The following is a 23,854-nucleotide window of genomic DNA, read 5'->3' as shown; positions in this document are numbered from 1 at the left end:
CTGACGCTCGCGCGAGCACTGAGCGGCCGGGGCGCACACTAATTGATCTGAGGTTCTTAATAGGTTGCGGCGATGCAATTTAGCGGCGTTGCGTGGGGCTCGGCCAGTCGCAGGCGAAGGGTGAAGGCCGCGCCGCCAGGAGCATCCGCACGTTCGATCGATCCGCCGTGCGCGGCGGCAACCTGGGCGACGATTGTGAACCCAAGACCTGCGCCCCGCCCCTGGGCTGCTCGTCCACGCCAGAAGCGCTCGAAAATGCGCGATCGGTCCTGCTCGGGAATTGCAGGTCCGTAGTCAGCAATGGGGACCGCTCCCTTCGTTAGCACGGTCACCGTGACTTCGCTTCGCGGCAGCGAATAGACGACGGCGTTGTCGATCAGATTGCGCAACGCGTCTTCAATCGCATCGGTTTTACCGGAAACCCAGACCGGGTGGTCCGGCCCATCGAGACCTATCATGCGCTCTTGTCCGATCGCCCAAGGATAATCGCTGAAGGAAAGGTGGATATGATCGCATTCGGCCGCCACTTCATTGCCAATCCGGATACAAGGCTTTTGCACGCAGAAACAGGCGCGCGAGAGTGTACGACGGCCCGCAAACGCAACGGGTTGGGTGAAGTGAATGGGTTCGGTGAAGTGACGGACGTCCAAGCGCAATCTCCTCGAAACGCCGAGTGCTGCGCAAAGCTTGGACGGAGCGCCGTCTATCGGGGAGCCTACATGTCCCCTACTCCGAAAGCTATCAACGTCGCGCGGTCACGGCAAGATACGATACGGCAGAATTTCGTCCGGCGATGGTCGATCGCACTACGGTCGAAGCCCCGGCTCTGAACGACTAGGTCGTTGCGATCGGCCGCGCCCCAAAAACCATCGCCAGCCACAACGTCACTGGTGACTCTGTTGGCGGCATTGACTTCTCTCTGAGCGGGTCGCGCCGAACTTCTTAAGCTGGCGTAAGTCGCTCGCCGCCTCCGAGAGTAGCCAGTCGCGAAACGTCACGATCTTCGGCTGGTTCGCGGTCGCCTTCGGGCAGATGATCCAGTAGCTCTTCGACAACGGCAGCGACAGAGGAAAAGGCCGCACCAGATGGCCGTTAATGAGGTCCCATGCCGCCAGCGTGATGCGCGCCAACGCGATGCCTTGCGCATTGATGGCAGCATCGATCACCATGCTGGCGCGGTTAAGGACGGGACCGTGTGTAGCTCCGATCTCGCTAAGGCCCGCCTCCTGCAGCCAGTTGTTCCAATCCGTGCGGCTGTCCATATGGATCAGCGGAAACTTCAGGATATCCGCCGGTTTGCTCAGGCGTCGCTTGCCGGACAAAAGCTTCGGGCTACACACTGCAAATAGCTGCTCGGGGCTCAGCCGCACCGTGTCCAGCCCCGGCCAGTTGCCGTCGCCATGGCGTACCGCAAGATCCACTTCCTCGCGCGCGAAGTCCACGTGATGCAGCGTGGCGGAAACGCGCAGGTCGATGCCGCTATGCGCCTCCGCAAAATGACCGAGCCGATGCACCAGCCATTTTGCGGCAAAATCCGGCGATGTCGAGACAGTGAGCACACCTGCATTCTGCCGCTGCAGCAACCGTTCGGTGCCGATGGCGATGCGGTCGAGGGCATCGCGCACGACTGTGAGATAATCGCGCCCGGCTTCGGTGATAATCAGTCGCTGCCGCTCGCGGTTGAACAGCTTTATTGCGAGCTCCGCTTCCAACGCCTTGACCTGGTGGCTCACCGCGCCCTGCGTGACACAAAGCTCTTCGGCTGCGCGCGTGAAGCTTTCATGCCGCGCGGCGGCTTCGAAGGCTTTCAGGGCGTTGAGCGGCGGCAGACGCGGGCGCATCGCATGACTTCATGAGAAAAATTGGGCCAAGCACGAGAAATGATGCTTTGCGGGGAATTCCCCAGCAGCACTATTGAACAGCTCCAGTAAGGTAATTCAAGCGATTTGGAGCCTTCGATGCCCCAATCCTATTAACCGATACTTGGTCAATCCCGCCGGCGCATGCCGCCGACCCGTCCACCCCATATCATCAATCCAGCTCAGGAACGTCACCAGGCGCTCGCCGGCCCGGATGGTGGTTCTGGCTCGATCGCCCGCTTCAGCGCATGGCGCTGCGCGAGATCGCCGACGACCCGCATTTGCTCAGGGATATCGGCCTAACCCGCGATGAAGCGCTGCGCGAGGCCGTAAAGCCGTTCTGGCGCTGAAAAAAATTCAGAAAGGAGGAGAACGATGTCCGATCCGATCGTGTATGGTTTTCCACGCAGCACCTTCGTCAACATCGTCAGACTGATCCTGACACACAAGGACATCGCTTACCGCTTCCATGACCTCGAGTCGGTCATGGGCAAGCCGGATCATCTGGCGCTGCACCCGTTCGACCGTGTCCCGATCCTCACACACGGCGATCTCACCATCTATGAGACGAGCGCTATTGCCGCCTATGTGGACGAAGCATTTGGCGGCACATCGTTGACGCCAAAAGACATCAAGGCGCGGGCGCGCATGAACCAGTGGATCAGCGCGGTCAATTCCTATTACTACCCTTACATGATCTACCACGTGACTCATGAACGTCTGGTTTTCCCCGAACTGGGCATCGCTTCTGACGAGAAGGTCGTCGCGCATGCGCTGCCCAAGATCGAGACCGGGCTTGCGATCGCCGAACGCCAGCTTGCCCACGGCAAGGACTTTCTGCTCGGGGACCAACTCTCGATTGCGGATCTCTATCTGCTACCGAGCACATTCGCCTTCAGCCTCACCTCCGAGGGGCAGTCGATGTATCCGAGATTCCCGGCATTCTGCCGTTGGCGAGAGCGCATGGACAATCTGCCGGCGACGCAAAAGGTGCGCGCGTCCGTGCTACGCGTGCCGATCGAACACGCGCGCGATTGGGCCACTTCGCACCGGCCGAAATATGGACCCTAAGGAACCTTGCCGCAGCGGATATCGGCGGCCGGGCTTCATTTCCCGGCGAGACAAGCGCTTACCGAATAAATTGCCGCGCCCCGCGCAACAGCGCATCTCAGGGAATCCGGTCACGATTCGCGTACTGCGGAACGCTCGGTTCCCACCGCTAGACTAGGTGCTGGTAAAATACGCTTGTTTTCCGAACAAAGCTGACGACGGTGAGTCAATGCATAGCAAGAGGAAGGGACAACACCATGAAAAAATCTACATCGGTCGCGTTCATCTCCGCTGCCGCGCTGACCTTCGCATTCGCCGGAAGTGCTGCAAAAGCGCAGTCTACGCCCGTACAACAGGCGCAGCCGCCCCAGCAGTCGGAGCAAACCCGCGAGCAGGACCGCAGTCGCGCCGAAGACGTCAAGATCGGGCGTGATTGGAAGGCCCAAGGCGGCGAGAACGACCACGCCGGCCAGGCAACACCCGACGACAGCCATCAGACGGTCGGTCAAGATTGGCGAGCCCGTCCAGAGAACCGGGATCACCAATAGTCAGCGAGGCGGCATTGACGAGGATTGGTGCGTGGCGCGACCTTCGAAAAAGGACAGTGGAAAGCCGAAGGTCAGGCCCGCACGAATCTCGTTCACCGGATGCCTGCCGGTGAGCGCATGCCTGACTGCGACGTCGAAGCTGAGATCGTCCCGCACGCGGTAGATCAGCCCGACCAGTCCCGAGAACGTCTCCTCTTTGCCGAACTCGTTCTCGTAGAATATCTCGGCGACGGGGCGAACGGTCCACGTCGCCGGCCCCTCGACGATTGCGCCGAGGAAGACGTCGCCATGATGGTCGCGGGTCACGGCGGTCTCGGCATTGAGATGGATGGTGCCCCAATCCCAGCGCTGCGAGACGATCGCGGCGAAGCTTGCGCCAACGCCTGAGTTGCCGGTGCTGTCGGGCAGAAGGACGCCAAATTCGGTCGCGACGCTCGGGCCGGTCTTGTCCTGCAGGCTGCCGGGCACGACGACATGCTTGAGGAAGGCTCCGGCTGCCGTCAGCGTGGTCGGCCCGGGCGGAGAAAGCGATGTCTGCCCTTGGCCTTCGAAGACGGCCTCCCAGGTCTCGCTTAAGCCGTAATTGATGACCCAGGCCGGCGCTATCAGGCTCGCACCGCTCTCATCGCGCAAACGTCCGGCCGGCTGCAGCTCGATTTCCATCTCGCCCTTTTTGGCGACGGCAGCATCGGTGCCGTCGAAGGGGCGATAGGCTGCCGCCGGAGCGGACAAGACGACGAGGCCGGCCGCGACCATGGCGCCACGCACCGAATATCGCGGGAAGCTGCGAATGACTCGGCCAGGTCCGCACATGCGCCATCCCCTCCAAACCGACTTCAAGGCATTGGCTTGAACACCCAAATTGCCGCAGGCCCGGCCGGGCCCGCACGCACTGCCACCAGCAAACGGTCCATCTCGGGCACGAAGAGCGACGTTCGTGCGCCCGTTGCCGTCGGCTGCCGAGCGATCCGGCGATAGGCTGATCCATCGATTTCGAAGACGTCGAGATACCCGGCGCCACAACTCACATAGATACGGTTGCGCTTTGCATCGATGAAGAGGTCGTCGACGTCGCCGCAGGTCTCCGCATTCGCGATCGACTTACCTTCCATCGAAAGAACGGCAAGTTCGGCGGAACTTCGATACGCCAGAAGAACGCGGCTGCGGTCGTGATCGACGGTCATCGCGAAGTTGCCGCCCTTGTCCAATCGCCAGCTAGCCAGTTGCTTTCCTGAACCGCCGTCGACCACCACGACCGCCCGCGCGTCAGGCAGGTTGACAAAGATGCGCCCTCCGTCGGGCTCGAGCTGGAAGCTTTCCGGATGCGCCTTCAGCGGTATGCTCCGCACCTTGGCGCGGGTGAATGGGTCAAGGATCGCCAGACCACCATCGCCATAGCCGACCACGACGCGCTTGGCCGCGGTGTCGATCCGGATGTTGTCGGCATCGCTGCCGAGTTCGATCCGTCCGGTCGCCTTATAGGCATCGGCCTCGAACAGCTGCACCGATCCGTCCCGGGCATTGGCGACGTAGAGGGTGTCCGTCGATGGCTCATAGCCGACGCCCTGGGGCTCGTTCAGCCCCGTCAAGGTTCGGAGCAGGCTGTGAGCGGCCAGGTCGACGACGCCGACAGTGTCATTGCCGAGCTCGGCCACGAACAATCGCTGCCGTTTCAGGTCGACGGCCAGATGATCGATCCGGCCGCGCACGTCGCCGAGCAAAATCTTCGCTTCGAGCAGGAGGGGCCCCTTGTCGTCGGCTGATTGAGCAGCTGCCATCAGCGTTGGAATGAGCGTGTCGATCCGCTGCACGATCTGGTCGCGGGTGGCCTCATAGTCATCGATCCCCAAGGGAATGCCGGACCAGTAGGTCACTTCGGCTCGCCCTCGCTGCTCCGCCGGGATCTGGTCAAACGACACGACCCGCCCCGCTGCGACGGTGTCGTCCACGGTCAGCTGTTGTGGCGTGTTGGCCGCCTCCAGGCCATCGAGCGCAAGACCGTCCTGGACGCGCACCGGCACCGACCGATAAAGGTCGATGCCGCGCGACACCGCCCTGAATGGCACTCCGCGCTCCTGAGCGGCCTTGTTAAAATAGGCCGCGGCCATCTGGCTGTTCACCACCCCGTGCTGGCAGACAAAGACGATGGTCTGCGGTTCATCCGCCAGTGCAGGTGGGGCTGGTGTCATCAGGAGCGCAAGCAAAGCAGCCGCAACGTGCAGCCACACCCGAGCCCGCCTTTCGCATGTCCGCGTCCCCGTCATCTCATTTCAACCCCGTGAGCACCCATGTCGGCTGCAGGATCGGATAGGCCACGAGCCCGACCACCGCGGTCGCGGCGATGAGCAAGGGATTGCTGACCTTCCAGCGGAACAGGATGGCAAGCGATACGATGCCGACGAGCGCGGTCAGCCAGTCGCCAATCGCGATCTTGCCGAGCAGGAAGCAGGCACCGAGGATGGTCCCGATCGCCGCCGCGTAGGCGCCTTTCACAAAACCCTGCACGTTCGGATTCTTGCGATGCCGCGCCAGCAAGGGTGCCACGATCAGAACCAGAAGGAACGACGGCAGGAAGATGCCGACCGTGGAAACCAGCGAGCCCCAGAATCCAGCCACCAGATAGCCGACGAAGGTGGCCGTGATCACGACCGGCCCGGGACTCATCATTCCGATCGCCACTGCCACCAGGAATTCGCGCTCGTTCAGCCAGCCATATTGCTGCACCAACCCCTGCTCCAAGAATGGAACGATCACAAGGCCGCTGCCGAACGTCAGCGAGCCCGCCTTGAGGAAGAACAGCAGCAGCTTGCCCAACGTCGATCCGGTCGCCGCCGGCGCGATTGCGGGCGCTGTCGCGGGGATCACAGCGATTTGGAGAGCGACCGGCGGACGTTTGATATTGCCGTAATAGATGATGCCGACGATGCCGGCCCCGATGAACAGCAGCGCGACCTCGGCCTGCAAAATCACGGTCACGGCCAGGCAGACCGCGGCGATCACCCATTGCAGCCAGTCTTCCATGCCGAGCTTGGCGAGCCGATAGCAGGAATGCAGGATCAGGGCGATCACGGCGGGACTGACGCCATAGAAGATGGCGGTGACCGGCTGCAGATCCCCCCGGTGGACAAAGAGCGCGCCGAGGGCTGCAACGATGACGAAGTTCGGCAGAATGAAGGCCCAGCCACCGGCCCACGCGCCCCAGAATCCGCAACGCAAATAGGCAATGTAGATGCCGACCTGGATCGCGAGCGGACCCGGGAGCGACTGGCAGATGGCGATAGCTTCGCGCATCTGCTCCTTGGTCAGCCACTTCTTGCCGTCAACCAACTCGCGCTCCATCTGCCCGACCAGCGCGACAGGGCCGCCGAAGCCGAGGAAGCCCAGTCTCAGAAAATAGCGGATGAGTTCGCCGATTCCGCTGCGCTCGCTTGTCGTCGCCGTCGTCACAGTTCTACCCCCTCAATTTTGGTCTGCGGGTTCGACGATCCCGTCGAACGCCAGCCCGAGCCCCGATGGCACTAATTCAAAACGTTCGCCCCTGAGCGTCACGCGTAGCAACCGTCATCATTCTCTCCCAGCCGGAGACATAGTTCGTCCTTTTCGACGGACCATTTTCCGACCTTCGTCGTGCCCATCGAATAGCTTCTCAGCGTTCCGTGGCGCTCATAGACATAGCGATAATGCACCTCGTCCGTGAGCTGCATTCCAGCAAGCTTGGCCCTGATCTGAGCGCCGGAGAGCTTTCGGGCCTCTGCGGCAGCCACGTAGTCAACCTCCAGCGACGTCAGACCTGACGCGACGACAACCAACATGCCTATTCGTACTGACGTTCGTGTCATTTCTTGCAGGACTTCACGCACATCCGGTACTCGGACTTGCAGGTCGGTCCGGCATAGTTCTTCATGCACGCCTTCTGCTGATCGGCGCAGACCTTGCAACTGGTCTCGCCGATCGCCGCGTCCACGCTCACGATCATTCCGACCGCGACCATGAACGCAATCGCACCCCCTTCGCATCGCTTGATTCCCCCTGTTTAGAGTTAGCCTTTCGCGCTCGCGGTCTTGTCGAGCGCGGCGCGCAGGCCCTTGGCGAGCTTGATCGCATCGTCATTAGCCCAGAAGTGCATGAAGAACAGTCGTGGTTGCTCGTCCAGCATATGACTATGGAGCGCCGTCACCTCGATGCCATTCGTGCGCAACGCCTTGAGCACCGGATTGACCTCATCGCTTGTCAGAACGAAATCGCCTGTGATGGCGGCCTTGCCGCCGCCGGTTGGCTGGAAGTTGATGGCAATCGCAACACCCATCGGCCCGACCGGCGTCAGCAGCATCTCGTCTTCCTTGATCGGGTCGGTCCGCTTCACGTTGAACTGGTAGACGCCGCCATTGGCCTGCCCCTTGGTGCCGATGATCTGATCGAGCTGCGCCGTGTCGAGATCAACCGCCGGCGGCGGGCTGGACGGCACAGCGACCGTCAACGGTGTCTTGCTTTCGGCGAGCGCGTCACGAATGGTGGCCGCGATCTTGGCGGGATCACCGTGGCCGGCGACGTGCATGTAGAAAGTTGCCGGGTTCCCGCGAAGCAGGTGATTATGAATGGCCGTGATCTCAAGCCCGCCCGCGATCATCTTGGCCATCACCGGATTGACCTCGGTCTCCAGCAGCACAAGGTCGCCCATCGCCATGACGCCGCCATGAGCGGGCTTGAACGCTACCCAGCCGCCCAGGGCGAAAGCCGGTTTGATGGCGACTCCGTCAAGCGTCACAGAGAGGTCGGAACGCGCGAAGCCGTAGCGGTGCACGTCATCCGAGACGGCGGGCTTGCGGCCTAGGATTTCGTCCACCTTTGACCAATCGACACTTTGGGCGCGGGCAGAGGCAATGAAGGGCTCACTGAATATCTGCCAATTAAAGTTCTGGGCGACGGCAGAGCCGGCCAGCAGGCAGGCGCCGACACCGATCAACGCCGAGATGGTTTTTCGCATAGGATGACTCCTTGAACTTGATTGCCGATAGCTGCTTCGCGCAGCGGTCAAGCCCCCCGACTCGTCCTACTCCTTCAGCAGGCGCACGATGGTCCGCGCGCCAGAGATGTTTTGCACCGAGATCTGCACGGGATCGCCGAAACGGACTGCATCGAACATCAACCCGTCCTGCACCTTGAATTGCTCCGTGTTGTCCGCAGACAGCCGAACCTTGATTGTATCGGTCGCTTGATCCGTGCTGTCGACGACACCGCGCAGGGTCTCGGTGGCTGGCGGGCGTGTCACAACCGTGGTTTGAATCAGCGTAGCGATTTCGTCCCCTCCGGGGGTCACCTGGTGAATGTCCGCTTGCGATGCGGCCATCGCCGCAGCGGGCAAGACAAAGATTGCCAATGCAATCGCTTTGATCGTACGCATAAGTTCCGTCGCTCCTTCCAGTCGGTCCCTGGACATTTCAACGCTGTTCCTTGACCTGCCCACTGCTATCGACGACGAGCCGCACCGGCTTGCCGTCCTTCGCTGCTTTGGCCGTAATCCCCTCGGCCGTCGACTTGACGTCGCTGACCTCCGAGTAGCCGGCGGCTTGAATCCGGGCGATGAGTTCCTCCTGCGTTAGGGCCTGTGCGGAGGAAGGTCCGCCCATGGCCGCAAACATCAGGATCGCAAACAAGACTGGTGGTTTTCGCATGGTCGTTCTCCTGGCTTGTCCCTGCCCCAGGATTCTTCTGCTCACGGCCTCACCTTGTTGGTGGGTCAGTTATGTGTTTCCTTGGTCGCATCGCGGCACCAGCGGTAGAACGCGTCGTAGAGCAGCATCCCGGCGCTGAGTTGTTCGAGGTCGTCGTCGTACATGCGCGAGAGACCAAGCGAGGCTGCAAGCAGGCCAGGTGCTTCCGGCGAGAGATCAAGTCGCGCGGTATCGGCGGCACGCACCATCGTCGCCAGCCGCTCGAGCGCAGGCGTCAAAAGCCCGAACTCCTTCACCATCACGTCGAAAGTGCAGAGTTCGCCACGATGGCTCCAGAATACGTTTTCGATATCGAACGGCGTTGCGCCAAAGCGTTCGGCGACCTCCTCGACCTCGGTGGCCGTCACATAGAGGAACTGGGCAGCTGGATCGACGAAACGGCGGATGAGCCACGGACACGCAATGCGATCGATCTTTGGACGCGAGCGTGTGACCCAGACCGTGCGCCCCCTTCCGTCACGCTTGGGAATTCTGTCGGCAGGAACGGTGGGCAATTCCGCGGCGGCCCAGCCACGGTGGCCGCCTTCGAGGACCTCGGCTGCTACGCTGCTGCACCGCAGCCAGGCGGCCGTTCCCTCGCTGAGCTTCTGGCCCTTGTTGCAGACGACAACCACGGATTGACCCGTCATGCGTGAGGACCAATCCTGCACATCGAGGTGCGACCGGCGGACGGCGCCGGGTATCAGCCGCGGGTCCGCGGTGAAATCTTCGTCGATCCGAACGTCGATGAGCATCGGCGCGTTCGCCGTGCCGATGAGCCGTGATAATTTTTCAGAAGAAATCGAGGTGTAGGATGACATGCTGCGCCCTTGGTGATCAGGACGCGATTCTTGGGCATGTCGCCTCGCGGGGAGATCGCATTTCCCCGTGTTCTGAATTAAGGCCTTGCTGCTTGCGATGTCAACTGCCGCGGCGCTGCGGGGAACCCAGACAATTCCGAGTGAGCGCCTATCCTTTTAGGCGCCGCCGTGGCCCGGGAAAACTGCAGACAAACTTCAACTCAACTCCCGCCGTGAGGTCAAAGATTCAAAGGCTCGCCCCAGGAACGCCTGTTGTTCATGAACCGCTGTTCCGAACCGGCATCGCGATTTCTTGACCGATTCCGGGAACGCCGGGTCATCCGATCCCGTTGACACAAGAGTTGCGGTCGGTTTAGTCCGAGTCACTGGGGAAGCGATCTCCCCACGAGGCGACATGCCCAAGAATCGCGTCCGATAATCACCAAGGACGCCGCATGTCTGTCATCGACCTCTCACCTCGAATCCGGCTTTTCATCCGCGGGCGCGGCGCTGCCGCTGCATCGTCACGTCCTCCGATAGCGCGATGGAGAGTGCTCGCAGTTCTCGTTTCTGCACTGGCGATCGGAGCGGCATCGCACGGCCTTGCCGCGGACTCCGTACAGAACAAGGCGGAAGCCTGTACGCCATGTCACGGCGACAACGGCGTCTCCACGACCGAGAACACACCATCATTGGCGTCGCAGCCCGACCAGTTCCTGCAATGGCAACTCGTGTTCTTCCGCAGCGGTGCGCGGAAGAACGAGGTGATGGACCCCATCGCCGAACAGCTCAGCAACGATGACATTCGCGCCCTCGGCGGTTATTTCGCCTCGCTCAAGGCAGCTGACGCAACGGCGGCAAAAGCACCAGACGATCATCCCGATCTCACCGAAGCCGGCAAACAGGCGGCAGTCGCCGGACGTTGCGCCGCCTGTCACGGCGATGATTTCGCCGGCAGCAAGGCTGTCGCCCGCGTCGCCGGCCAACGCGAGGAATACCTCGTGAAGGCGCTGCACGACTACAAGGCGGGCGTTCGATCCGGCGGCGGCGTCGCCGCGATGGCGGAGGTCGCCTATCCCTTGAGTGACCAGGATATCGCGGCACTGGCGCACTTTCTGTCGCGTCTCTGACGAAATCAGCGACGCAGATGCCCGATCAGGGGGCGTTGTCTTCAGGGGTGAAATCAAGGAGAAGCTCGATGACACGAAAACTGCTGTGGGTCATCGCCGGCCTGCTGATGATCGGCATTACAGGGATCGCCGTGGTGACGGCGGGGCCGGGCAAGGGCCCCGAGTTCATTGCAGGCGACCAGCCTGTCACCGAGGATCAGGTGCGTCAGAAACTGCAGTCCGACGGCTGGTCCAACGTGCAGATCGTCCGCGAGGGGCGATACATGGAAGCCATCGGCTAGAAGGAAGGCAAAACCAGCAAGGTCGTCGTCAATGCGCAGAACGGCCGATTACGCGCAGCCGACGATGATGATGATGACGACGACTGATGCCCGCGGCGAAGCGATGAATCTCTAGCGACCTGTGGCGACCAACGTCGCCGCGGGCCGGCCCCCCGTCGTTGTGGGCAATGCGCTGGTCGGCACCTCACTTCCCCGACGCCGTACGAGTAGATCACCGTTGCACTTCGCCAAAGGTGATTTGATCGAACAGCGTCACGCTGTCGGCCTTGGTCCACAACCCGACCTTGCCGGCGTCGGCGAACGTGGAGTCTTCGACCTCGAACAGTTGCTTGCCGTTGAAAGACACGCGGAAGCGGGAGCCGCTGAAGTCGACGCGCAGGCTATGCCAGATGTCGGACGGAACCTTAACGTTCGTCCCATACCCTCCCTTCCGGCCGACAATATCGAGCGGGCTGCGGACGCCATTGACGGTCTTGTAGAGAACGACATTGTCCTCAAGGGCATTTGCCCTGGTCACGTAATAGTTGTTCGCATCCCTTGCCCGCCAGACGATGCCGGCGGCGCGATCCTGTGATCCTGCAACGGCCTTGAACTTGATCTCGACAAAACCGTCCTTGATGCTGCTGTCGTTCTTCAGCAGTAGGGGGTAGGTCGCGCGACCGGATTGTTTGAGAACCTTTGACTTCGATGGTGCGGTCTCGTCGCTTTCGACCGTCCATCTTGGATCGCCTACCCCCGTGAGGGTGGAGGTCCAGCCCTCGGGGGAGGCACCCGTCCGCGTGCTCTCGAAACTCATCGCATGGTTTGACATGGCACTTGCTCCCGTGAACAAAAGTACGGCTGTGATAATGGCCCTTCGGCATTGCGGATGAGACATGGACAGCCCTCCTCTGACATCGAACCGCGCCCTGGCCGCGCCGATGAGACGAGAGAGTTTGTCGGATGGGATTGAGGAATATGATGACATGCTGCGTCCTCGGTGATCAGGACGCGATTCTTCGGCATGACGCCTCGCGGGGAGATCGCACGTCCCCGACGCCCGAATACAAGCCCTCGACGTCCGAGCTGTCAACCCGCGATCACTTGAGCTTCCCTCGAAACTATCGACCACTCATTTGGAACGAAGTCGATCGCACGAGAACCTCATCGTCGGGTCGAACTTGGCAGTACACCGAAAATAGTAGACTTGAAATATTCAGAATGTCTCAAGTAGAATGGCGCAGCGGGATCAAGCAGGCTCCCGATGAGACTTCGGTCCAAGCTCTGCGCAGCACGCAACACGTGGAGCTTGCGCATGGATACCGAACGACAGTCACCTCATAGACATTCCGTCGCAATTCTTTCGCGAGGCGACGCAGTCGCGCGTCGGGACGCAACCGTGCAAAGCAGCCGGTTCGTTCGCGTCTTCGAGGCTCTGGCCGCCGTCGGTATTGAAGCGCACCCCGCGATCTACGACGAGGGGTTCGACGACGCGGTTCGCGAGCAACTACTCTCGGTCGACGGAGTGCTCGTCTGGGTTAACCCAATTCAAGACGGCCGAAGCCGCGCCAGTCTCGACGCCCTGCTACGCGACGTCGCCTCGCGGGGGCGTGTGGGTCAGCGCTCATCCAGACGTGATTCTCAAGATGGGCACCAAGGAGGTACTTTATCGCACCCGCTCGATGGGCTGGGGTAGCGACACGGCACTATATCAAACCGCGGAGGCAATGCGCGCGGAGTTGCCGGCACGGCTCGCCACCGGTCCGCGCGTGATCAAGCGCAGCCGGGGTAACGGCGGCCAGGGTGTCTGGAAGGTCGAGAAGTTACCAACTTCGCCCATGATAAGGGTGCTCGACGCGACTAAGGACGCGTCCGAGACACTGACGCTGGATGATTTTCTCCGTCGCTGCGCGGAGTATTTCGAAAGCGGCAGCGTGATCGATCAACCATTCCAGCCTCGCTTAAGCGAAGGTGTGGTGCGCTGCTATATGGCGGGCGATCGCTGCGCTGGCTTCGGTCATCACAAAGTCAAAGCGCTGGTCGAAGCTCCTGCCGCACGTTCCGAGGCAGGACCGCGGCTCTACACGTCCAATGCAGACCCGCGTTTCCCCCAGCGGCTGCGTCGGTTGATGGAAGACGAGTGGACACCACAGCTAACCGCGTTGCTGGATATCGCGCGAGGTGACCTGCCCATGATCTGGGACGCCGACTTCATGCTCGGCCCGGTGCAGACGGACGGGAGCGATAGCTTCGTGCTCGGCGAAATCAATGTCAGCTCGGTGCATCCTTACCCGGACGAGGCGCCGGCGGAGATTGCCAGGCGGGTCGCCGATCGGCTGCAACTCACGCTTTGACACATGCTGACGATCAGCGCGCTCAAGCGCTTGCATATCTCTGTTTCGTTCGACTTGCAGGACGGCGAGTGCGTCGCCCTGCAAGGACCTTCGGGCGTCGGGAAGACCCTGCTTCTTCGCTCCATCGCAGATCTCGATCCCAACGAGGGAACGGTCAAACTGGACGGAACACTCAGGGAGGCGATGCCAGCCCCCGTCTGGCGAAAGCGAGTGACCTACCTCGCTGCCGAGCCGGGCTGGTGGTCGGACACAGTGCAGGAGCACTTCGGCAACTGGGACGACGCGCTACCGCTGGTCGCACGATTGGGATTGTCGCCCAGTTGCGGAGCCTGGCCGATCCAAAGACTTTCCAGCGGAGAGAGGCAACGGTTAGGGCTAGTGCGTGCGCTCATGCTGCGATCGCGGGTACTTCTGCTGGACGAACCGACTTCGGCGCTCGACGCGGCATCAGCTGCGGTCGTGGAATCCTTGATCGCTGAACGCATTTCGAATGGAACGAGCGTCCTTTGGAGCACGCACGATGGCGCCCAGGCTGGCCGTGTCGGGTCAAGGATTTTCATGATGAACACCGATGGTGGCATCGAGGAAAATCGGCCGTGACTTACATCCAACTGGCCTACAGTGATTTGGTTCTACCCGCGCTACTTGTCGTCATGGACGGTGCTATCTCGCTTGCCCTCCGCCTCAAGCTTGAGAGGCAACTGGCCATCGCGACCGTGCGGATGGTGCTTCAGTTGGTGCTCGTTGGATACGTATTGACCTTCTTGTTTGCCGCAGTCTCGCTGCTCTGGACCGCCTTTGCAGCCTTCATCATGGTTATCTTCGCATCACGGGAAATCGTGGCGCGGCAGAAGCGGCGCCTCCCAGGCATTTGGAGCTACGGATTGGGAGCCGGGTGCACGCTGCTCGCGGCCGGTACCGTTACGATGTTTTCGCTCCTAACCGAGCTACGCCCCGATCCCTGGTATCACCCGCGCTACGCGCTGCCCCTACTGGGTATGATCCTCGGCAACACCATGACCGGGATAAGCCTGGGCTTGGACGTGCTGACCAATAGTTTGGTGCGTGAGCGGGCCGCCGTAGAGGCTTGCCTTGCGCTTGGCGGTACCCGGTATCAGGCGCTGTTGCCAGTCGTACGGGATGCAATGCGGAGCGGATTGATGCCGACCATCAATTCGATGGCTGCGATCGGCCTTGTCTCTTTGCCGGGGATGATGACGGGTCAAATCCTTGCGGGCGTCGAACCAATAGACGCGGTCAAGTATCAGCTCATGATCATGTTCTTGATCGCTGGAGGAACAGGATTGGGGACGCTCGCTGCTGTGATGGGAGGCGCTCGCCTTCTCACCGATCATCGACATCGATTACGCCTCGATCGAATTTCCCGCTGACCGCCTTCACGCTGTCAGAAACCACAGGGGCATAGCACCAGCCCTCCCGTGTGGCCTTGTGCCGGACTTCATTTAGCTCCGTCAGGAATGGTGACCGGTCTCGCTCGTCGTCGAACCATCTTCTCACCAGCTCCGGCCTCCCAGTGCTTTGGGCTTCGGCTTGGGCAATTCTTTCTTGAGCTGGTCGCGTTGAGCACAAAGCCCGTCGATCTTTTCAAGCATCCGATCGAGCAGTGCTTCGGCCGCTGCAGTTGGGATACCCGCCCGCTGAAGAGTCAGGATCTCCTTCCTTTGCCGACCGACCTGGACGCGCATGCGCTCGATCTCGCCTCGGATGTATTCAAGATCCGGCATCTTTCAGCCCTGCGAGTGAAGATGCTTGACTAGAACAAAAAGCGAACAAGAAGTCGAGCCCGACGTTGCGAGAGAAGCAGCTTCGCGTAATCGATCAAGCATCTCGAAAGGCGGTGATCCGATCATCGGGAAGGCGGTCGTCACAGCTAGGATCGCTGCCGTCGCACCGAGGCATCAGATCGCTCACCGCGAATCGAGAGCACCGGACTCTGTGGGACTGAAGAAGAGCTCTGCAGGTGCTGGAAGCGAACAGCATGCGAACATGGCTCGCGAACGGACGGGTAACATTCCCGGGTAACATCCGGAAAAAAGTCCAATGATTTCAAAACCAAATGTGGGTTTATGGTGCGCTCGGAGGGACTCGAACCCCCACGGTGTTACCCACTGCCACCTCAAGGCAGCGCGTCTACCAATTCCGCCACGAGCGCTAAGGATGTCGGATGGAACCCTAAGGCGCCGCCGCATCGAGGGGGCCATGTAACAAATCACGGATGCAGGGACAAGGCGCTTGATGCGTGAATTAACTGCGAACCCCGGGAGATTTCGGCAGCATCTGCTTGACCTCGACTGCAATCCGGTTGCGGTCGACCAGGACGACACCGCTGGCCACCGGCAGGTTGTTGGCGAGGATCTTGACCTCGTCGGCCTCGGTGGCATCCAGTTCGATGATGGCGCCGCGGGACAGCCGCATGACCTGGTGAATCGGCATGGTGGTCGTGCCGAGGACCACCATGAGATCAACGCTGACTTTATCGAGGGTGGGCACTTCTGAACCGCCGAACTGGAACTAAATTGTGGATTCACCTGACCACGTTAGGGTTAGCTAATGGTTAACGACCGCCAAAGCCTCGATTTGACGACCTTTGCCCGCCCTTCGGGCGGCGAAGCGGTCGAATGGCGGATCTCGGACCGTCCGGTGCCCTACCCCGATTCTCTCGCCGAGATGGACGCAAGGGTAGCGGCGATCGCCGAGGGCTCGGCGCCTGAACTGGCGTGGCTGCTCGAGCACCCGCCGCTCTACACCTCCGGCACCAGCGGCAAGGCCGACGACCTGCTGGCTCCGCGCTTTCCGACCTTCCAGAGCGGCCGCGGCGGCCAGGTCACCTATCACGGCCCGGGCCAGCGCGTTGCCTATGTGATGCTCGACCTCAAGCGGCGCCGGCCGGATGTGCGCGCCTATGTCGCCTCGCTCGAGGAATGGATCATCCGCACGCTCGCTGCCTTCAACGTCCGCGGCGAGCGCCGCGAGGACCGCGTCGGGGTTTGGGTGCGGCGCCCGGACAAGGGGCCGGGCCATGAGGACAAGATCGCCGCGATCGGCGTACGGCTGCGCCGCTGGGTCTCGTTCCACGGTATCGCGATCAATGTCGAGCCCGACCTCTCGCACTTCCAGGCGATCGTGCCCTGCGGCGTGGTCGACCCGCGCTACGGCGTCACTTCGCTGGTCGATCTCGGACTGCCGGTCACGATGGCGGATGTCGACATCGCGCTCCGGCAGGCGTTTACCGAGGTGTTCGGGGACACCGCAGCGCGCCTGCCGGAAGCAACGGTGTAGGGCTTACGCCGCCTTCTGCGGCGCCACCTCGAGCTTGCCGGCGATGTAACGGCGCTCCTGGGTCAGCCCGCCGAAGCCGTAGGCATCGCCCCTCACCTCGTCGACATGGGCGTAGCTCTCGGTGTGGAGCGGCCCGAGCAATTCGCCCATCCGCTTGAACAATGCCGCGAGATAGGCCGCCTTGTCGTCCTTGGTGTTGGTGCCTTCGGTGACGTGGATGTCGAGCCAGTAGCTCGCGAGCCCCTGCTCGGCGAGCGACTTGCCGCCGGCGAACCAGTCGGCCGCGTCGGCGGACTTCACGATGATTGCGGTGACCTTGGGGTCCTTGTGCAGAATCCCTGCGGTCAGGTCCGACACGGCCGCGGCGATGTCGGACTTCAGCGACGGCCTCTCGCGGGAGGTCGCATAGGTGACGGTGACGAGCGGCATGATCGGTCTCCTTGAATTCGGTTGGCGCGGGTCAATCGCGCCTCCTCCAACTAGACCTTTGCGTATCATCTTGATATCTTATCTATATGGATAGCAATGATAACGATTGTTGATCATGACGGCGACGCTCGATATCGACACCGTGCAGGCCTTCCTCCTCGTCGCCGAGCTGCAGGGCTTCACCCGTGCCGCCGAGGCGCTCGGCACCACGCAGGCCGCGATCAGCATGAAATTGCAGCGGCTGGAAACCGTGCTCGGCAAGCGCCTGGTCGAGCGCTCACCGCGCGCGGTGCGGCTGACCGCCGATGGCGCGGCCTTCCTGCACCACGCCCGCGCGCTGATCGAGGTGCATGACCGTGCGGTGTCCGGCGAGACACCGGCGCGGCAGCAGTTGACGCTCGGGATCAGTGATCACGCCGCAGGCCCGGAGCTGGTGCCGCTGCTGGAGCGGCTGCACGCGATGGCCTCGCAGCTTGCGCTCGCCGTCACCATCGGCTTCTCCCGTGAAATGCTCGACGCCTACGATGCGGGCGAGCTTGACGCCGTGATCGTGCGCCAGGAAGGCAGCCGGCGTGGAGGCGAGAAACTGACCGAGGACGAATTCGGCTGGTTCGCCGCCAAGCGCTTCGTCTGGCCGCGCGACGACGCACTGCCGCTCGCTACGCTCGCACCGCCCTGCGGCGTGCGCGCCCTTGTCGTGCGCGCGCTCGACAAGGCCGGCATCGCGTGGACCGAAGGCTTCGTCGGCGGCGGCGTCATCGCGGTGGTATCAGCCGCGCTCGCAGGCCTTGCTGTTGCCCCCCTCGTCCGCCGCATCGCGCCGCCCGGCTTGATCGACATCGGACCAACCCACAAGCTGCCGCGGCTCGGCCCGTCAAAGGTGATGCTGCATTCGAAGGTCAGCGATCCCGCGAAGCTCGCGGCGTTGCGCACCCTGGCAGCGACGTTCCGGAGTGTGGCGTCTGCAGCGTAGTGCGGGCACCGCTCTGCCGCATCACAAGGAATGCTGGGCGGCTTCCAGCTCTCTCACGACAAACCAGTAGGTCAGGCCTGCGACAAATCCGGCGGCGGCGAACAGACAGACAAGTCCGGATGTCCAGACGGCCGGAGACCGCAGCAGCACCGTGATGCTCAACGCACCGATCGCAGCACCTGCACCGGCGAAGAACCCCGCGGATCGGATTTCGAACTCCTCGCTCAGCCAGATCACGACCGCTGCGGGAATGGCGGTCAGCACACATGTGACGACGAAGATCACGGCCGAGGGCAGCATGAGCACAACGATTCCATACAGCAACCGGGCGAGATCGCCGTGCGAAGCAAACATGAGCACGGTCTGTCCGATCGCCGCAATCACAGCCGTTGCGGCTCCGCATCCAGCGAGCCAACCTCCAAATGCACGGCAACCGTCATCAGGCATCTCGCCCTCCTCACAAGATCGCCTCGAACGCGCTGCGCAAGGTCTCATGCCGGAACACAAAGCCGTTGCTGAGCGCCTTGTTCGGCAGCACACGCTGGCCGCCGAGCAGCAGCTCGTTGGCGAAGTCGCCGCCGACGGCGCGGAGCAGCGCGGCAGGCACGCGGAAGATCGCGGGCCGGTGCAGGCGGCGTCCGAGCTCCTCGGTGAACTTCGTGTTGGTCACCGGGATCGGCGCGGTGGCGTTGATCGGGCCTGAGAGCTCCGGCTTCGCGATCACATGCGCGATCAGGCGCACCAGATCGTCGCGCTCGATCCATGACATCCACTGCTTGCCCGAGCCGAGCGGGCCGCCGAGACCAAATTCGAAGGGCGTCAGCATCCGCGTGATGAAACCGCCGTCGGTGCCGACCACGAGACCGATCCGCAAATACGCGACGCGCACGCCGTGACCGGCCGCGGGCTTCGCCGCATTCTCCCAGGCCTCGCACAGTTCATGACTGAAGCAAGCGTGGGGTTTCGCCGACTCCGTCAGCACCTGGTCCTGCCAGAGACCATACCAGCCGATCGCGGAGCCGCTCACCAGCACCGACGGCTTGCGTTCGAGCCGCGCGATCAACCTGACGACCTCGGCCGTCATGTCGACACGCGAAGCGATGATCTTGCGGCGCTTGGCTTCGGTCCAAAGACCGTTGCCGATCGGCTCGCCCGCGAGATTGACGACGGCGTCGATCCCGGTATCGGCGGGCAGTTGGTCGAGGCTCGTGATCAGCGTCACCGGCGGCGGCAGCATCTCGGCCTTCGCCGGGTTGCGGATCAGCGCAATCACGTGATGGCCGGATGCGGTGAGGCTTGCCGCCAGACGGCTGCCGACGAATCCGGTCGCGCCGGTGATGAGCACGGTCTGCCGCGCCGGCAATTTCTCGACCAATGTGGCGGCCGGCCCGCTGACCATCCGTCCCAGCCGCCTGGCGGCGGCGAAGTCGCGCGCACCGAACAGCGCCGCGCCGAAGGCCGCGGCGGTTGCGAACAGGCTTAGCAGGCCCGCATAGGCCGGCACGACAGCCGTCGGCAGCATCGCCCAGCCGATCAGCACCGGCACCAGCAGCACGAGGATGGCGCCGTAGTTGATCGCGAGCAGCGTATGATTGATCCGCTCGCTCGGCGGCAGCTTTCGGCTCAGATCCTCCTCGACGAAATCCATAAGCGTGATCACGACCTCGACGACCAGCACGGCCATGATGCCGATCGCGAGAATGCCGTGCACCTGAAGCCAGCCGAGCGCAAGAAACAGCAGCGCGTAGAGCATGTTCCGTACGCTGTGCAGCTGCAACTCATGGCGCTGCGAGGGACGCCAGGCCAGCCGCTCGGTGAATTCGTGGTGATAGAAGGTGTCGAACGCGCCCATCGCGATCTGGATGGCGACTAAGGTCCACAGCAGCGGCGTCATGACGAAGCCTCCCTGAATACGGCGGACTGACGGATCAGCCGGCCAAAACGCGGGTGGATGATCTCCAGCGTGAAGCGGAAGTCGCCGCAGCCGAGATCGGAATGCGTGACGGTGAGATCGCCTGGCGTGAGCCATTCGGGCAATTGCATCCGAAACGGCCCGAGCCGCAGCGAATAGCCAACGCTATGAAACACCAGCGCCTCGTGCTCGACCGCGATCCGCAACGCCATGCTGACGCCGAATCCGACATACTCCTCGAGCCCGGTCGACCCGGCAAAACGCTTGGCGGAATGAATCACCTGCGGAAAGCCGTCGCGGCGCGCGCAGATGCGGGTCCAGATCTGGCCGCCGCTCGCGGCGTCCTCGGTAACGGTGACGATCATCGGCACGCCGATCTCGGTGCCGGTCGGAAGCGGTCCGCCGATCAGCCGCGCGGCCTGTGCCAGCCACCAGCCGGCGCGGCTGCTCGAGGCTTCCTCGACCTCGCCGACATAGACGACGGTGTTGCCGTCCTCGAACCGCTTCGAGAAGCGCCGCCAGATCGCAACCGGCAGGCGGCCCCAATCCTCGTCCGACAACAACGCGCGGAAGCGATGGTCGTCGAACAGTTTCGTATCGGAAGCCGGCGCTGTCTTGAAGGTGGATATCCTTGCTGACGCCATCGCACACTCCCGTTACGCCGCCGCCCCTATTTGGCTCTGCCTGTCGGCAGGAAACTCACGATCTTCTCGCCGAGCTTGATCAATGCGACCAGGCGTGGCCGCGGCACGTTCAGCATCTGCGTGTACCAGCGGTCGACCAGCTCGGTGAATGTCAGCATCTCCTTCAGCCGCTTGCTGGCGAGCGGACTGATGGCGGGATCGTCGGCCGCGTCGGAGACGCAAGCGCGCAGCGCCGCCAGCGCGGGATCGATCTCGCGCTCCTTGCGCCCCGCCGCAATCTTCGCCGCGACCTCCCAGATATCGGTCTCGGCCTCGAAATGGTCGCGACGGTCGCCGAGGATCGGCACCCGCCGGATCAATCCCCAGGACAGCAATTCTTTGATCGAATTGGAGACGTTGGAGCGCGCCATGCCGAGCGTGTCGGCGATGTCCTCCGCGGTCATTGGCGCCTCGGCGAGGTAGAGCAGCCCGTGGATCTGGCTGACCGAGCGGTTGACGCCCCATTCGTCGCCCATGTCGCCCCAATGCAGGATGAAGCGCTCGACGGCGGCGGGAAGTTTTTTCTTGGCGGTTATTTCTGTCATGACAGAAATATCAGATTGTTCGGAGCAGAAGTCAAGGGTCATCGATGCCGCCAGGGACGCCGCATGACGCAGCGTGTCCCTCTCGCCTGTGTGACCCCAGCGAGGTGATTCATCACAGATGACGAATTTTCCTTTGTCGCGACCGACGTCTTCGTCCAAGCTGATCCGGGTGGACGATTTTTCCGCCGGATCGCGGGCTGTCGACATGAGCCAGCTTCACGGCCAACAAGGAGCTTGCGATGCCCGCGTCCGACAAGGAGTTCGTTGGGTCCATTCCAGAACTTTACGACCGGCTCCTCGTGCCGATGATTTTTGAACCCTACGCACGCGATCTCGCACAACGCGCCAAGGCCATTGGCCCGCGCGACCTGCTTGAGACGGCCGCGGGCACCGGGGCCGTGACCCGCGCGCTGTCGGCAGCGCTCGGCCGCGACACCCGCATCGTGGCGACCGACCTGAATGAGCCGATGCTCGAACGGGCGAAATCGCGGATGCCGGACGCGGCTGATATCACGTGGCGGCAGGCCGACGCGCTCAACCTGCCGTTCGGCAGTGCGAGCTTCGATGTCGTCGCCTGCCAGTTCGGCGCGATGTTCTTCCCCGACAAGCCCAAGGGCTATTCGGAGGCCCGCCGTGTCCTGAAGCCGGGCGGCCGTTTCCTGTTCAGCATGTGGGATCGCATCGAAGAGAACGAGTTTGCCGACGTGGTGACCCAGGCATTGGCAGAGGTCTTCCCGGCCGAGCCGCCGCGATTCCTCGCGCGCACGCCCCATGGCCACTACGCGGCAGACCCGATCCGGGCCGATCTTTTGGCCGCGGGCTTCAGCAAGATCGAGATCGACACCGTCCGGGAGCAGAGCCGGGCGAACGCGCCGCACGATCCGGCGATCGGTTTTTGCCAGGGCTCACCGCTGCGCGGCGAGATCGAGGCGCGCGGCGGGATCGGCCTCGACGCCGCGACCGAGCACGCTGCATCGGCGCTCGCGCGGCGCTTCGGCAAGGGCGCGATCGAAGGCCGCATTCAGGCGCTGGTGATCACGGCTGTTGCGTGACCACGCGTCATACCGTCGGCAGGACCGAGAACCGCTCCCCTGCCCGTCGCAGGTTCAGAAGATCGGAATTGCCTGATACGGCGTGCACACGGTCGACGCGCGCCGAGAACGGTCCGCGGCCGCAGGCCGCGATCATGTCAGCGACGACGACCTCGGGGCCAGCGAACACCGCCTCGACGCTGCCGTCGCGGCGATTGCGGACCCAACCCTCGAGGCCGCGCGAGTTCGCCTGCTCGTCCACCCAGGCACGATAGCCGACGCCCTGCACCCGGCCGCTGATCGTGACATGGCGGATCACACCGCTCATTTCTTCAGGCCGAGGAACTCGCCGCTGCGCGCCCTGGTCTCCGCCTCGCGCATCACGCGGCTGGTCAGTTCGGACGAGGCGATGCCTTTCAGATTCTTCGGCGAGGTGCCTTCGCGCAGCGCCTTCAACGTTTCGTAGACGGCCTGGGTCGCGGCCGCGAACGGCGCGTGGCCCTGCAGCGCGATCCTGACGCGCTGGCTTGCCAGATAATCCAGCGCGGTCATCTCCTCCGGCGCGCCGCCAAGCACGATCGGCAGCGTCGTGGCGGCCGAGAGCGCCTCGAGCTCCCCGCGCGACGTGATGCCGGTGAAGAACAGTCCATCGACGCCGACCGCCTCATAGGCCCTGGCGCGTGCGATCGCGTCGTCGAGATCTGTGATCGAGACGGCCCCGGTCCGGCCCAGGATGACGAGCGACGGATCGCTGCGGCCGTCAAGCGCGGCCTTCATCTTGCCGACGCCTTCCTCGAGCGAGATCAGCTGCGCCTTGGCCTGGCCGAACGCCTGCGGCAGCAGCGTATCCTCGATGGTGAGGCCGGCGGCACCGGCAGCTTCGACCTCCTGGACCGTGCGGCGAACGTTGAGCGCATTGCCGTAGCCGTGATCGGCATCGACAAGCACCGGCAAGGTCGACGCCCGCGACATCCGGCGCACCTGTTCAGCGAACTCCGTCAGCGTGATCAGCGCAATATCGGGATCGCCGAGCACGGCGAGCGACGCCACCGAGCCGCCGAACATGCCGAGTTCGAAACCGAGATCCTCCGCAATCCGGATCGAGGTCGCGTCATAGACCGAGCCCGGGCGAATGCAGGTTGATTCGTTGAGAATCGATCGCAGTGCTTCGCGGCGCTTGCGAAAGGCCATTTGCTATGTCCCCATTCTCGGTCATTCCGGCGCAATGCGAACCACTGAACCCTCAGGTGCGCAACTGCGCACCGAGAA

The 23,854-nt window shown here is 62.7% G+C and carries 31 protein-coding genes, 1 tRNA gene and 1 pseudogene; 11 read left to right on the top strand and 22 right to left on the bottom strand.

Translation table 11 applies throughout. The annotated features are described in order from the left end of the window. Window positions 1-56: 56 nt before the first annotated feature. A complete protein-coding gene (locus ACVWW1_RS07385; protein ID WP_456655360.1) occupies window positions 57-650 on the bottom strand; it encodes a sensor histidine kinase in 594 nt (197 codons plus the stop codon). Between the two features lie 234 nt (window positions 651-884). Continuing rightward, window positions 885-1,841: a transcriptional regulator GcvA gene (locus ACVWW1_RS07380; protein ID WP_456655359.1), complete on the bottom strand. Its 957-nt coding sequence runs from the start codon at window positions 1,839-1,841 to the stop codon at window positions 885-887. A gap of 266 nt (window positions 1,842-2,107) precedes the next feature. On the opposite strand from ACVWW1_RS07380, the gene ACVWW1_RS07375 reads away from it, so the two are divergent. The 3 genes from ACVWW1_RS07375 (at window position 2,108) to ACVWW1_RS07365 (ending at window position 3,457) form a co-directional block, all read left to right on the top strand. Further along, window positions 2,108-2,209: a DUF1127 domain-containing protein gene (locus tag ACVWW1_RS07375; protein ID WP_456655358.1), complete on the top strand. Its 102-nt coding sequence runs from the start codon at window positions 2,108-2,110 to the stop codon at window positions 2,207-2,209. 25 nt (window positions 2,210-2,234) lie between these two features. Then, entirely contained in the window at window positions 2,235-2,930 is a 696-nt protein-coding gene (locus ACVWW1_RS07370) for a glutathione S-transferase family protein (protein ID WP_456655357.1), read from the top strand. 236 nt (window positions 2,931-3,166) lie between these two features. Further along, the gene (locus ACVWW1_RS07365; protein WP_456655356.1) at window positions 3,167-3,457 is read left to right on the top strand and encodes a hypothetical protein; all 291 of its coding nucleotides are present in this window, start codon (window positions 3,167-3,169) and stop codon (window positions 3,455-3,457) included. Here the strand turns inward: ACVWW1_RS07365 and ACVWW1_RS07360 are convergent, their stop codons facing one another. From ACVWW1_RS07360 to ACVWW1_RS07320, 9 genes are all read right to left on the bottom strand, one after another. After that, window positions 3,458-4,270 (bottom strand): hypothetical protein, encoded by an 813-nt coding sequence (locus ACVWW1_RS07360; RefSeq protein ID WP_456655355.1) that lies wholly within the window; start codon window positions 4,268-4,270, stop codon window positions 3,458-3,460. It abuts the gene before it with no gap. Window positions 4,271-4,293: 23 nt separating this feature from the next. Beyond that, window positions 4,294-5,685 carry a hypothetical protein gene (locus ACVWW1_RS07355; RefSeq protein ID WP_456655354.1) on the bottom strand — a complete coding sequence of 464 codons (1,392 nt, stop codon included), beginning with the start codon at window positions 5,683-5,685 and terminating at the stop codon, window positions 4,294-4,296. Between the two features lie 37 nt (window positions 5,686-5,722). After that, window positions 5,723-6,904 carry a chromate efflux transporter gene (gene chrA, locus ACVWW1_RS07350; protein WP_456655353.1) on the bottom strand — a complete coding sequence of 394 codons (1,182 nt, stop codon included), beginning with the start codon at window positions 6,902-6,904 and terminating at the stop codon, window positions 5,723-5,725. 98 nt (window positions 6,905-7,002) lie between these two features. Then, window positions 7,003-7,269: a hypothetical protein gene (locus tag ACVWW1_RS07345; RefSeq protein ID WP_456655352.1), complete on the bottom strand. Its 267-nt coding sequence runs from the start codon at window positions 7,267-7,269 to the stop codon at window positions 7,003-7,005. A gap of 23 nt (window positions 7,270-7,292) precedes the next feature. Beyond that, complete coding sequence (locus ACVWW1_RS07340; protein ID WP_456655351.1) at window positions 7,293-7,448, bottom strand: hypothetical protein; 156 nt, start codon at window positions 7,446-7,448, stop codon at window positions 7,293-7,295. A 48-nt stretch (window positions 7,449-7,496) separates the two neighbouring features. Then, window positions 7,497-8,441 carry a DUF1259 domain-containing protein gene (locus tag ACVWW1_RS07335; RefSeq protein ID WP_456655350.1) on the bottom strand — a complete coding sequence of 315 codons (945 nt, stop codon included), beginning with the start codon at window positions 8,439-8,441 and terminating at the stop codon, window positions 7,497-7,499. Between the two features lie 66 nt (window positions 8,442-8,507). Beyond that, window positions 8,508-8,858, bottom strand: coding sequence for a hypothetical protein (locus ACVWW1_RS07330; protein WP_456655349.1), 351 nt, complete (start codon window positions 8,856-8,858; stop codon window positions 8,508-8,510). A 37-nt stretch (window positions 8,859-8,895) separates the two neighbouring features. Next, window positions 8,896-9,129: a hypothetical protein gene (locus tag ACVWW1_RS07325; protein ID WP_456655348.1), complete on the bottom strand. Its 234-nt coding sequence runs from the start codon at window positions 9,127-9,129 to the stop codon at window positions 8,896-8,898. 65 nt (window positions 9,130-9,194) lie between these two features. Beyond that, window positions 9,195-9,989 carry a chromate resistance protein ChrB domain-containing protein gene (locus tag ACVWW1_RS07320; RefSeq protein ID WP_456655347.1) on the bottom strand — a complete coding sequence of 265 codons (795 nt, stop codon included), beginning with the start codon at window positions 9,987-9,989 and terminating at the stop codon, window positions 9,195-9,197. Window positions 9,990-10,519: 530 nt separating this feature from the next. Between ACVWW1_RS07320 and ACVWW1_RS07315 the strand changes: the two genes are divergently transcribed. Further along, on the top strand, window positions 10,520-11,098 hold the full coding sequence (locus ACVWW1_RS07315; protein WP_456655346.1) for a c-type cytochrome: 579 nt from the start codon (window positions 10,520-10,522) through the stop codon (window positions 11,096-11,098). A gap of 68 nt (window positions 11,099-11,166) precedes the next feature. Continuing rightward, window positions 11,167-11,379, top strand: coding sequence for a hypothetical protein (locus tag ACVWW1_RS07310; RefSeq protein WP_456655345.1), 213 nt, complete (start codon window positions 11,167-11,169; stop codon window positions 11,377-11,379). Between the two features lie 211 nt (window positions 11,380-11,590). Here the strand turns inward: ACVWW1_RS07310 and ACVWW1_RS07305 are convergent, their stop codons facing one another. After that, window positions 11,591-12,190, bottom strand: a complete 600-nt coding sequence (locus ACVWW1_RS07305) for a family 16 glycoside hydrolase (protein ID WP_456655344.1) — start codon at window positions 12,188-12,190, stop codon at window positions 11,591-11,593. Window positions 12,191-12,673: 483 nt separating this feature from the next. Here ACVWW1_RS07305 and ACVWW1_RS07300 point away from each other — a divergent pair. The 3 genes and pseudogenes from ACVWW1_RS07300 (at window position 12,674) to ACVWW1_RS07290 (ending at window position 15,103) form a co-directional block, all read left to right on the top strand. Next, a pseudogene (locus tag ACVWW1_RS07300) lies at window positions 12,674-13,712 on the top strand (Cj0069 family protein). Window positions 13,713-13,715: 3 nt separating this feature from the next. After that, window positions 13,716-14,312, top strand: coding sequence for an ABC transporter ATP-binding protein (locus tag ACVWW1_RS07295; RefSeq protein ID WP_456655343.1), 597 nt, complete (start codon window positions 13,716-13,718; stop codon window positions 14,310-14,312). Beyond that, a complete protein-coding gene (locus ACVWW1_RS07290; protein ID WP_456655342.1) occupies window positions 14,309-15,103 on the top strand; it encodes an ABC transporter permease in 795 nt (264 codons plus the stop codon). The genes ACVWW1_RS07295 and ACVWW1_RS07290 overlap by 4 nt, the downstream gene beginning before the upstream one ends. Window positions 15,104-15,226: 123 nt before the next feature. Here ACVWW1_RS07290 and ACVWW1_RS07285 read toward each other — a convergent pair whose 3' ends face one another. The 3 genes from ACVWW1_RS07285 to ACVWW1_RS07275 all read right to left on the bottom strand — a co-directional run bounded on the left by ACVWW1_RS07285 (window position 15,227) and on the right by ACVWW1_RS07275 (window position 16,223). Beyond that, window positions 15,227-15,457, bottom strand: a complete 231-nt coding sequence (locus ACVWW1_RS07285; protein ID WP_456655341.1) for a hypothetical protein — start codon at window positions 15,455-15,457, stop codon at window positions 15,227-15,229. Between the two features lie 343 nt (window positions 15,458-15,800). After that, a tRNA-Leu gene (locus ACVWW1_RS07280) sits at window positions 15,801-15,885 on the bottom strand. Between the two features lie 92 nt (window positions 15,886-15,977). Next, window positions 15,978-16,223, bottom strand: a complete 246-nt coding sequence (locus ACVWW1_RS07275; protein WP_021080574.1) for a FliM/FliN family flagellar motor switch protein — start codon at window positions 16,221-16,223, stop codon at window positions 15,978-15,980. Between the two features lie 60 nt (window positions 16,224-16,283). Here ACVWW1_RS07275 and lipB point away from each other — a divergent pair, with 60 nt between their 5' ends. Further along, the gene (lipB, locus tag ACVWW1_RS07270) at window positions 16,284-17,012 is read left to right on the top strand and encodes a lipoyl(octanoyl) transferase LipB (protein WP_456655340.1); all 729 of its coding nucleotides are present in this window, start codon (window positions 16,284-16,286) and stop codon (window positions 17,010-17,012) included. A 3-nt stretch (window positions 17,013-17,015) separates the two neighbouring features. Here the strand turns inward: lipB and ACVWW1_RS07265 are convergent, their stop codons facing one another. Continuing rightward, the gene (locus ACVWW1_RS07265; protein ID WP_456655339.1) at window positions 17,016-17,441 is read right to left on the bottom strand and encodes a tautomerase family protein; all 426 of its coding nucleotides are present in this window, start codon (window positions 17,439-17,441) and stop codon (window positions 17,016-17,018) included. Between the two features lie 115 nt (window positions 17,442-17,556). On the opposite strand from ACVWW1_RS07265, the gene ACVWW1_RS07260 reads away from it, so the two are divergent. Beyond that, window positions 17,557-18,414, top strand: coding sequence for a LysR family transcriptional regulator (locus ACVWW1_RS07260; protein WP_456655338.1), 858 nt, complete (start codon window positions 17,557-17,559; stop codon window positions 18,412-18,414). 21 nt (window positions 18,415-18,435) lie between these two features. Here ACVWW1_RS07260 and ACVWW1_RS07255 read toward each other — a convergent pair whose 3' ends face one another. The 4 genes from ACVWW1_RS07255 to ACVWW1_RS07240 all read right to left on the bottom strand — a co-directional run bounded on the left by ACVWW1_RS07255 (window position 18,436) and on the right by ACVWW1_RS07240 (window position 21,554). Continuing rightward, window positions 18,436-18,798 (bottom strand): hypothetical protein, encoded by a 363-nt coding sequence (locus ACVWW1_RS07255; RefSeq protein WP_456655337.1) that lies wholly within the window; start codon window positions 18,796-18,798, stop codon window positions 18,436-18,438. A gap of 73 nt (window positions 18,799-18,871) precedes the next feature. Further along, complete coding sequence (locus tag ACVWW1_RS07250; RefSeq protein ID WP_456655336.1) at window positions 18,872-20,308, bottom strand: TIGR01777 family oxidoreductase; 1,437 nt, start codon at window positions 20,306-20,308, stop codon at window positions 18,872-18,874. Then, window positions 20,305-20,970: a DUF4166 domain-containing protein gene (locus ACVWW1_RS07245; protein WP_456655335.1), complete on the bottom strand. Its 666-nt coding sequence runs from the start codon at window positions 20,968-20,970 to the stop codon at window positions 20,305-20,307. Before ACVWW1_RS07245 ends, ACVWW1_RS07250 begins: the two co-directional genes overlap by 4 nt. A 26-nt stretch (window positions 20,971-20,996) precedes the next feature. After that, window positions 20,997-21,554: a GbsR/MarR family transcriptional regulator gene (locus tag ACVWW1_RS07240; RefSeq protein WP_176530732.1), complete on the bottom strand. Its 558-nt coding sequence runs from the start codon at window positions 21,552-21,554 to the stop codon at window positions 20,997-20,999. A gap of 239 nt (window positions 21,555-21,793) precedes the next feature. Between ACVWW1_RS07240 and ACVWW1_RS07235 the strand changes: the two genes are divergently transcribed. Beyond that, window positions 21,794-22,606, top strand: coding sequence for a class I SAM-dependent methyltransferase (locus ACVWW1_RS07235; RefSeq protein ID WP_456655334.1), 813 nt, complete (start codon window positions 21,794-21,796; stop codon window positions 22,604-22,606). Between the two features lie 7 nt (window positions 22,607-22,613). Here the strand turns inward: ACVWW1_RS07235 and ACVWW1_RS07230 are convergent, their stop codons facing one another. Further along, window positions 22,614-22,913 (bottom strand): acylphosphatase, encoded by a 300-nt coding sequence (locus ACVWW1_RS07230; protein WP_176530729.1) that lies wholly within the window; start codon window positions 22,911-22,913, stop codon window positions 22,614-22,616. Beyond that, window positions 22,910-23,776 (bottom strand): isocitrate lyase/PEP mutase family protein, encoded by an 867-nt coding sequence (locus tag ACVWW1_RS07225; protein WP_456655333.1) that lies wholly within the window; start codon window positions 23,774-23,776, stop codon window positions 22,910-22,912. The genes ACVWW1_RS07230 and ACVWW1_RS07225 overlap by 4 nt, the downstream gene beginning before the upstream one ends. Window positions 23,777-23,854 lie beyond the last annotated feature (78 nt).

It is taken from the genome of Bradyrhizobium sp. JR3.5 (assembly GCF_054057015.1).
Note: the sequence above shows the minus strand (reverse complement) of the source record. Positions and strands in the feature narration are given on the sequence as shown.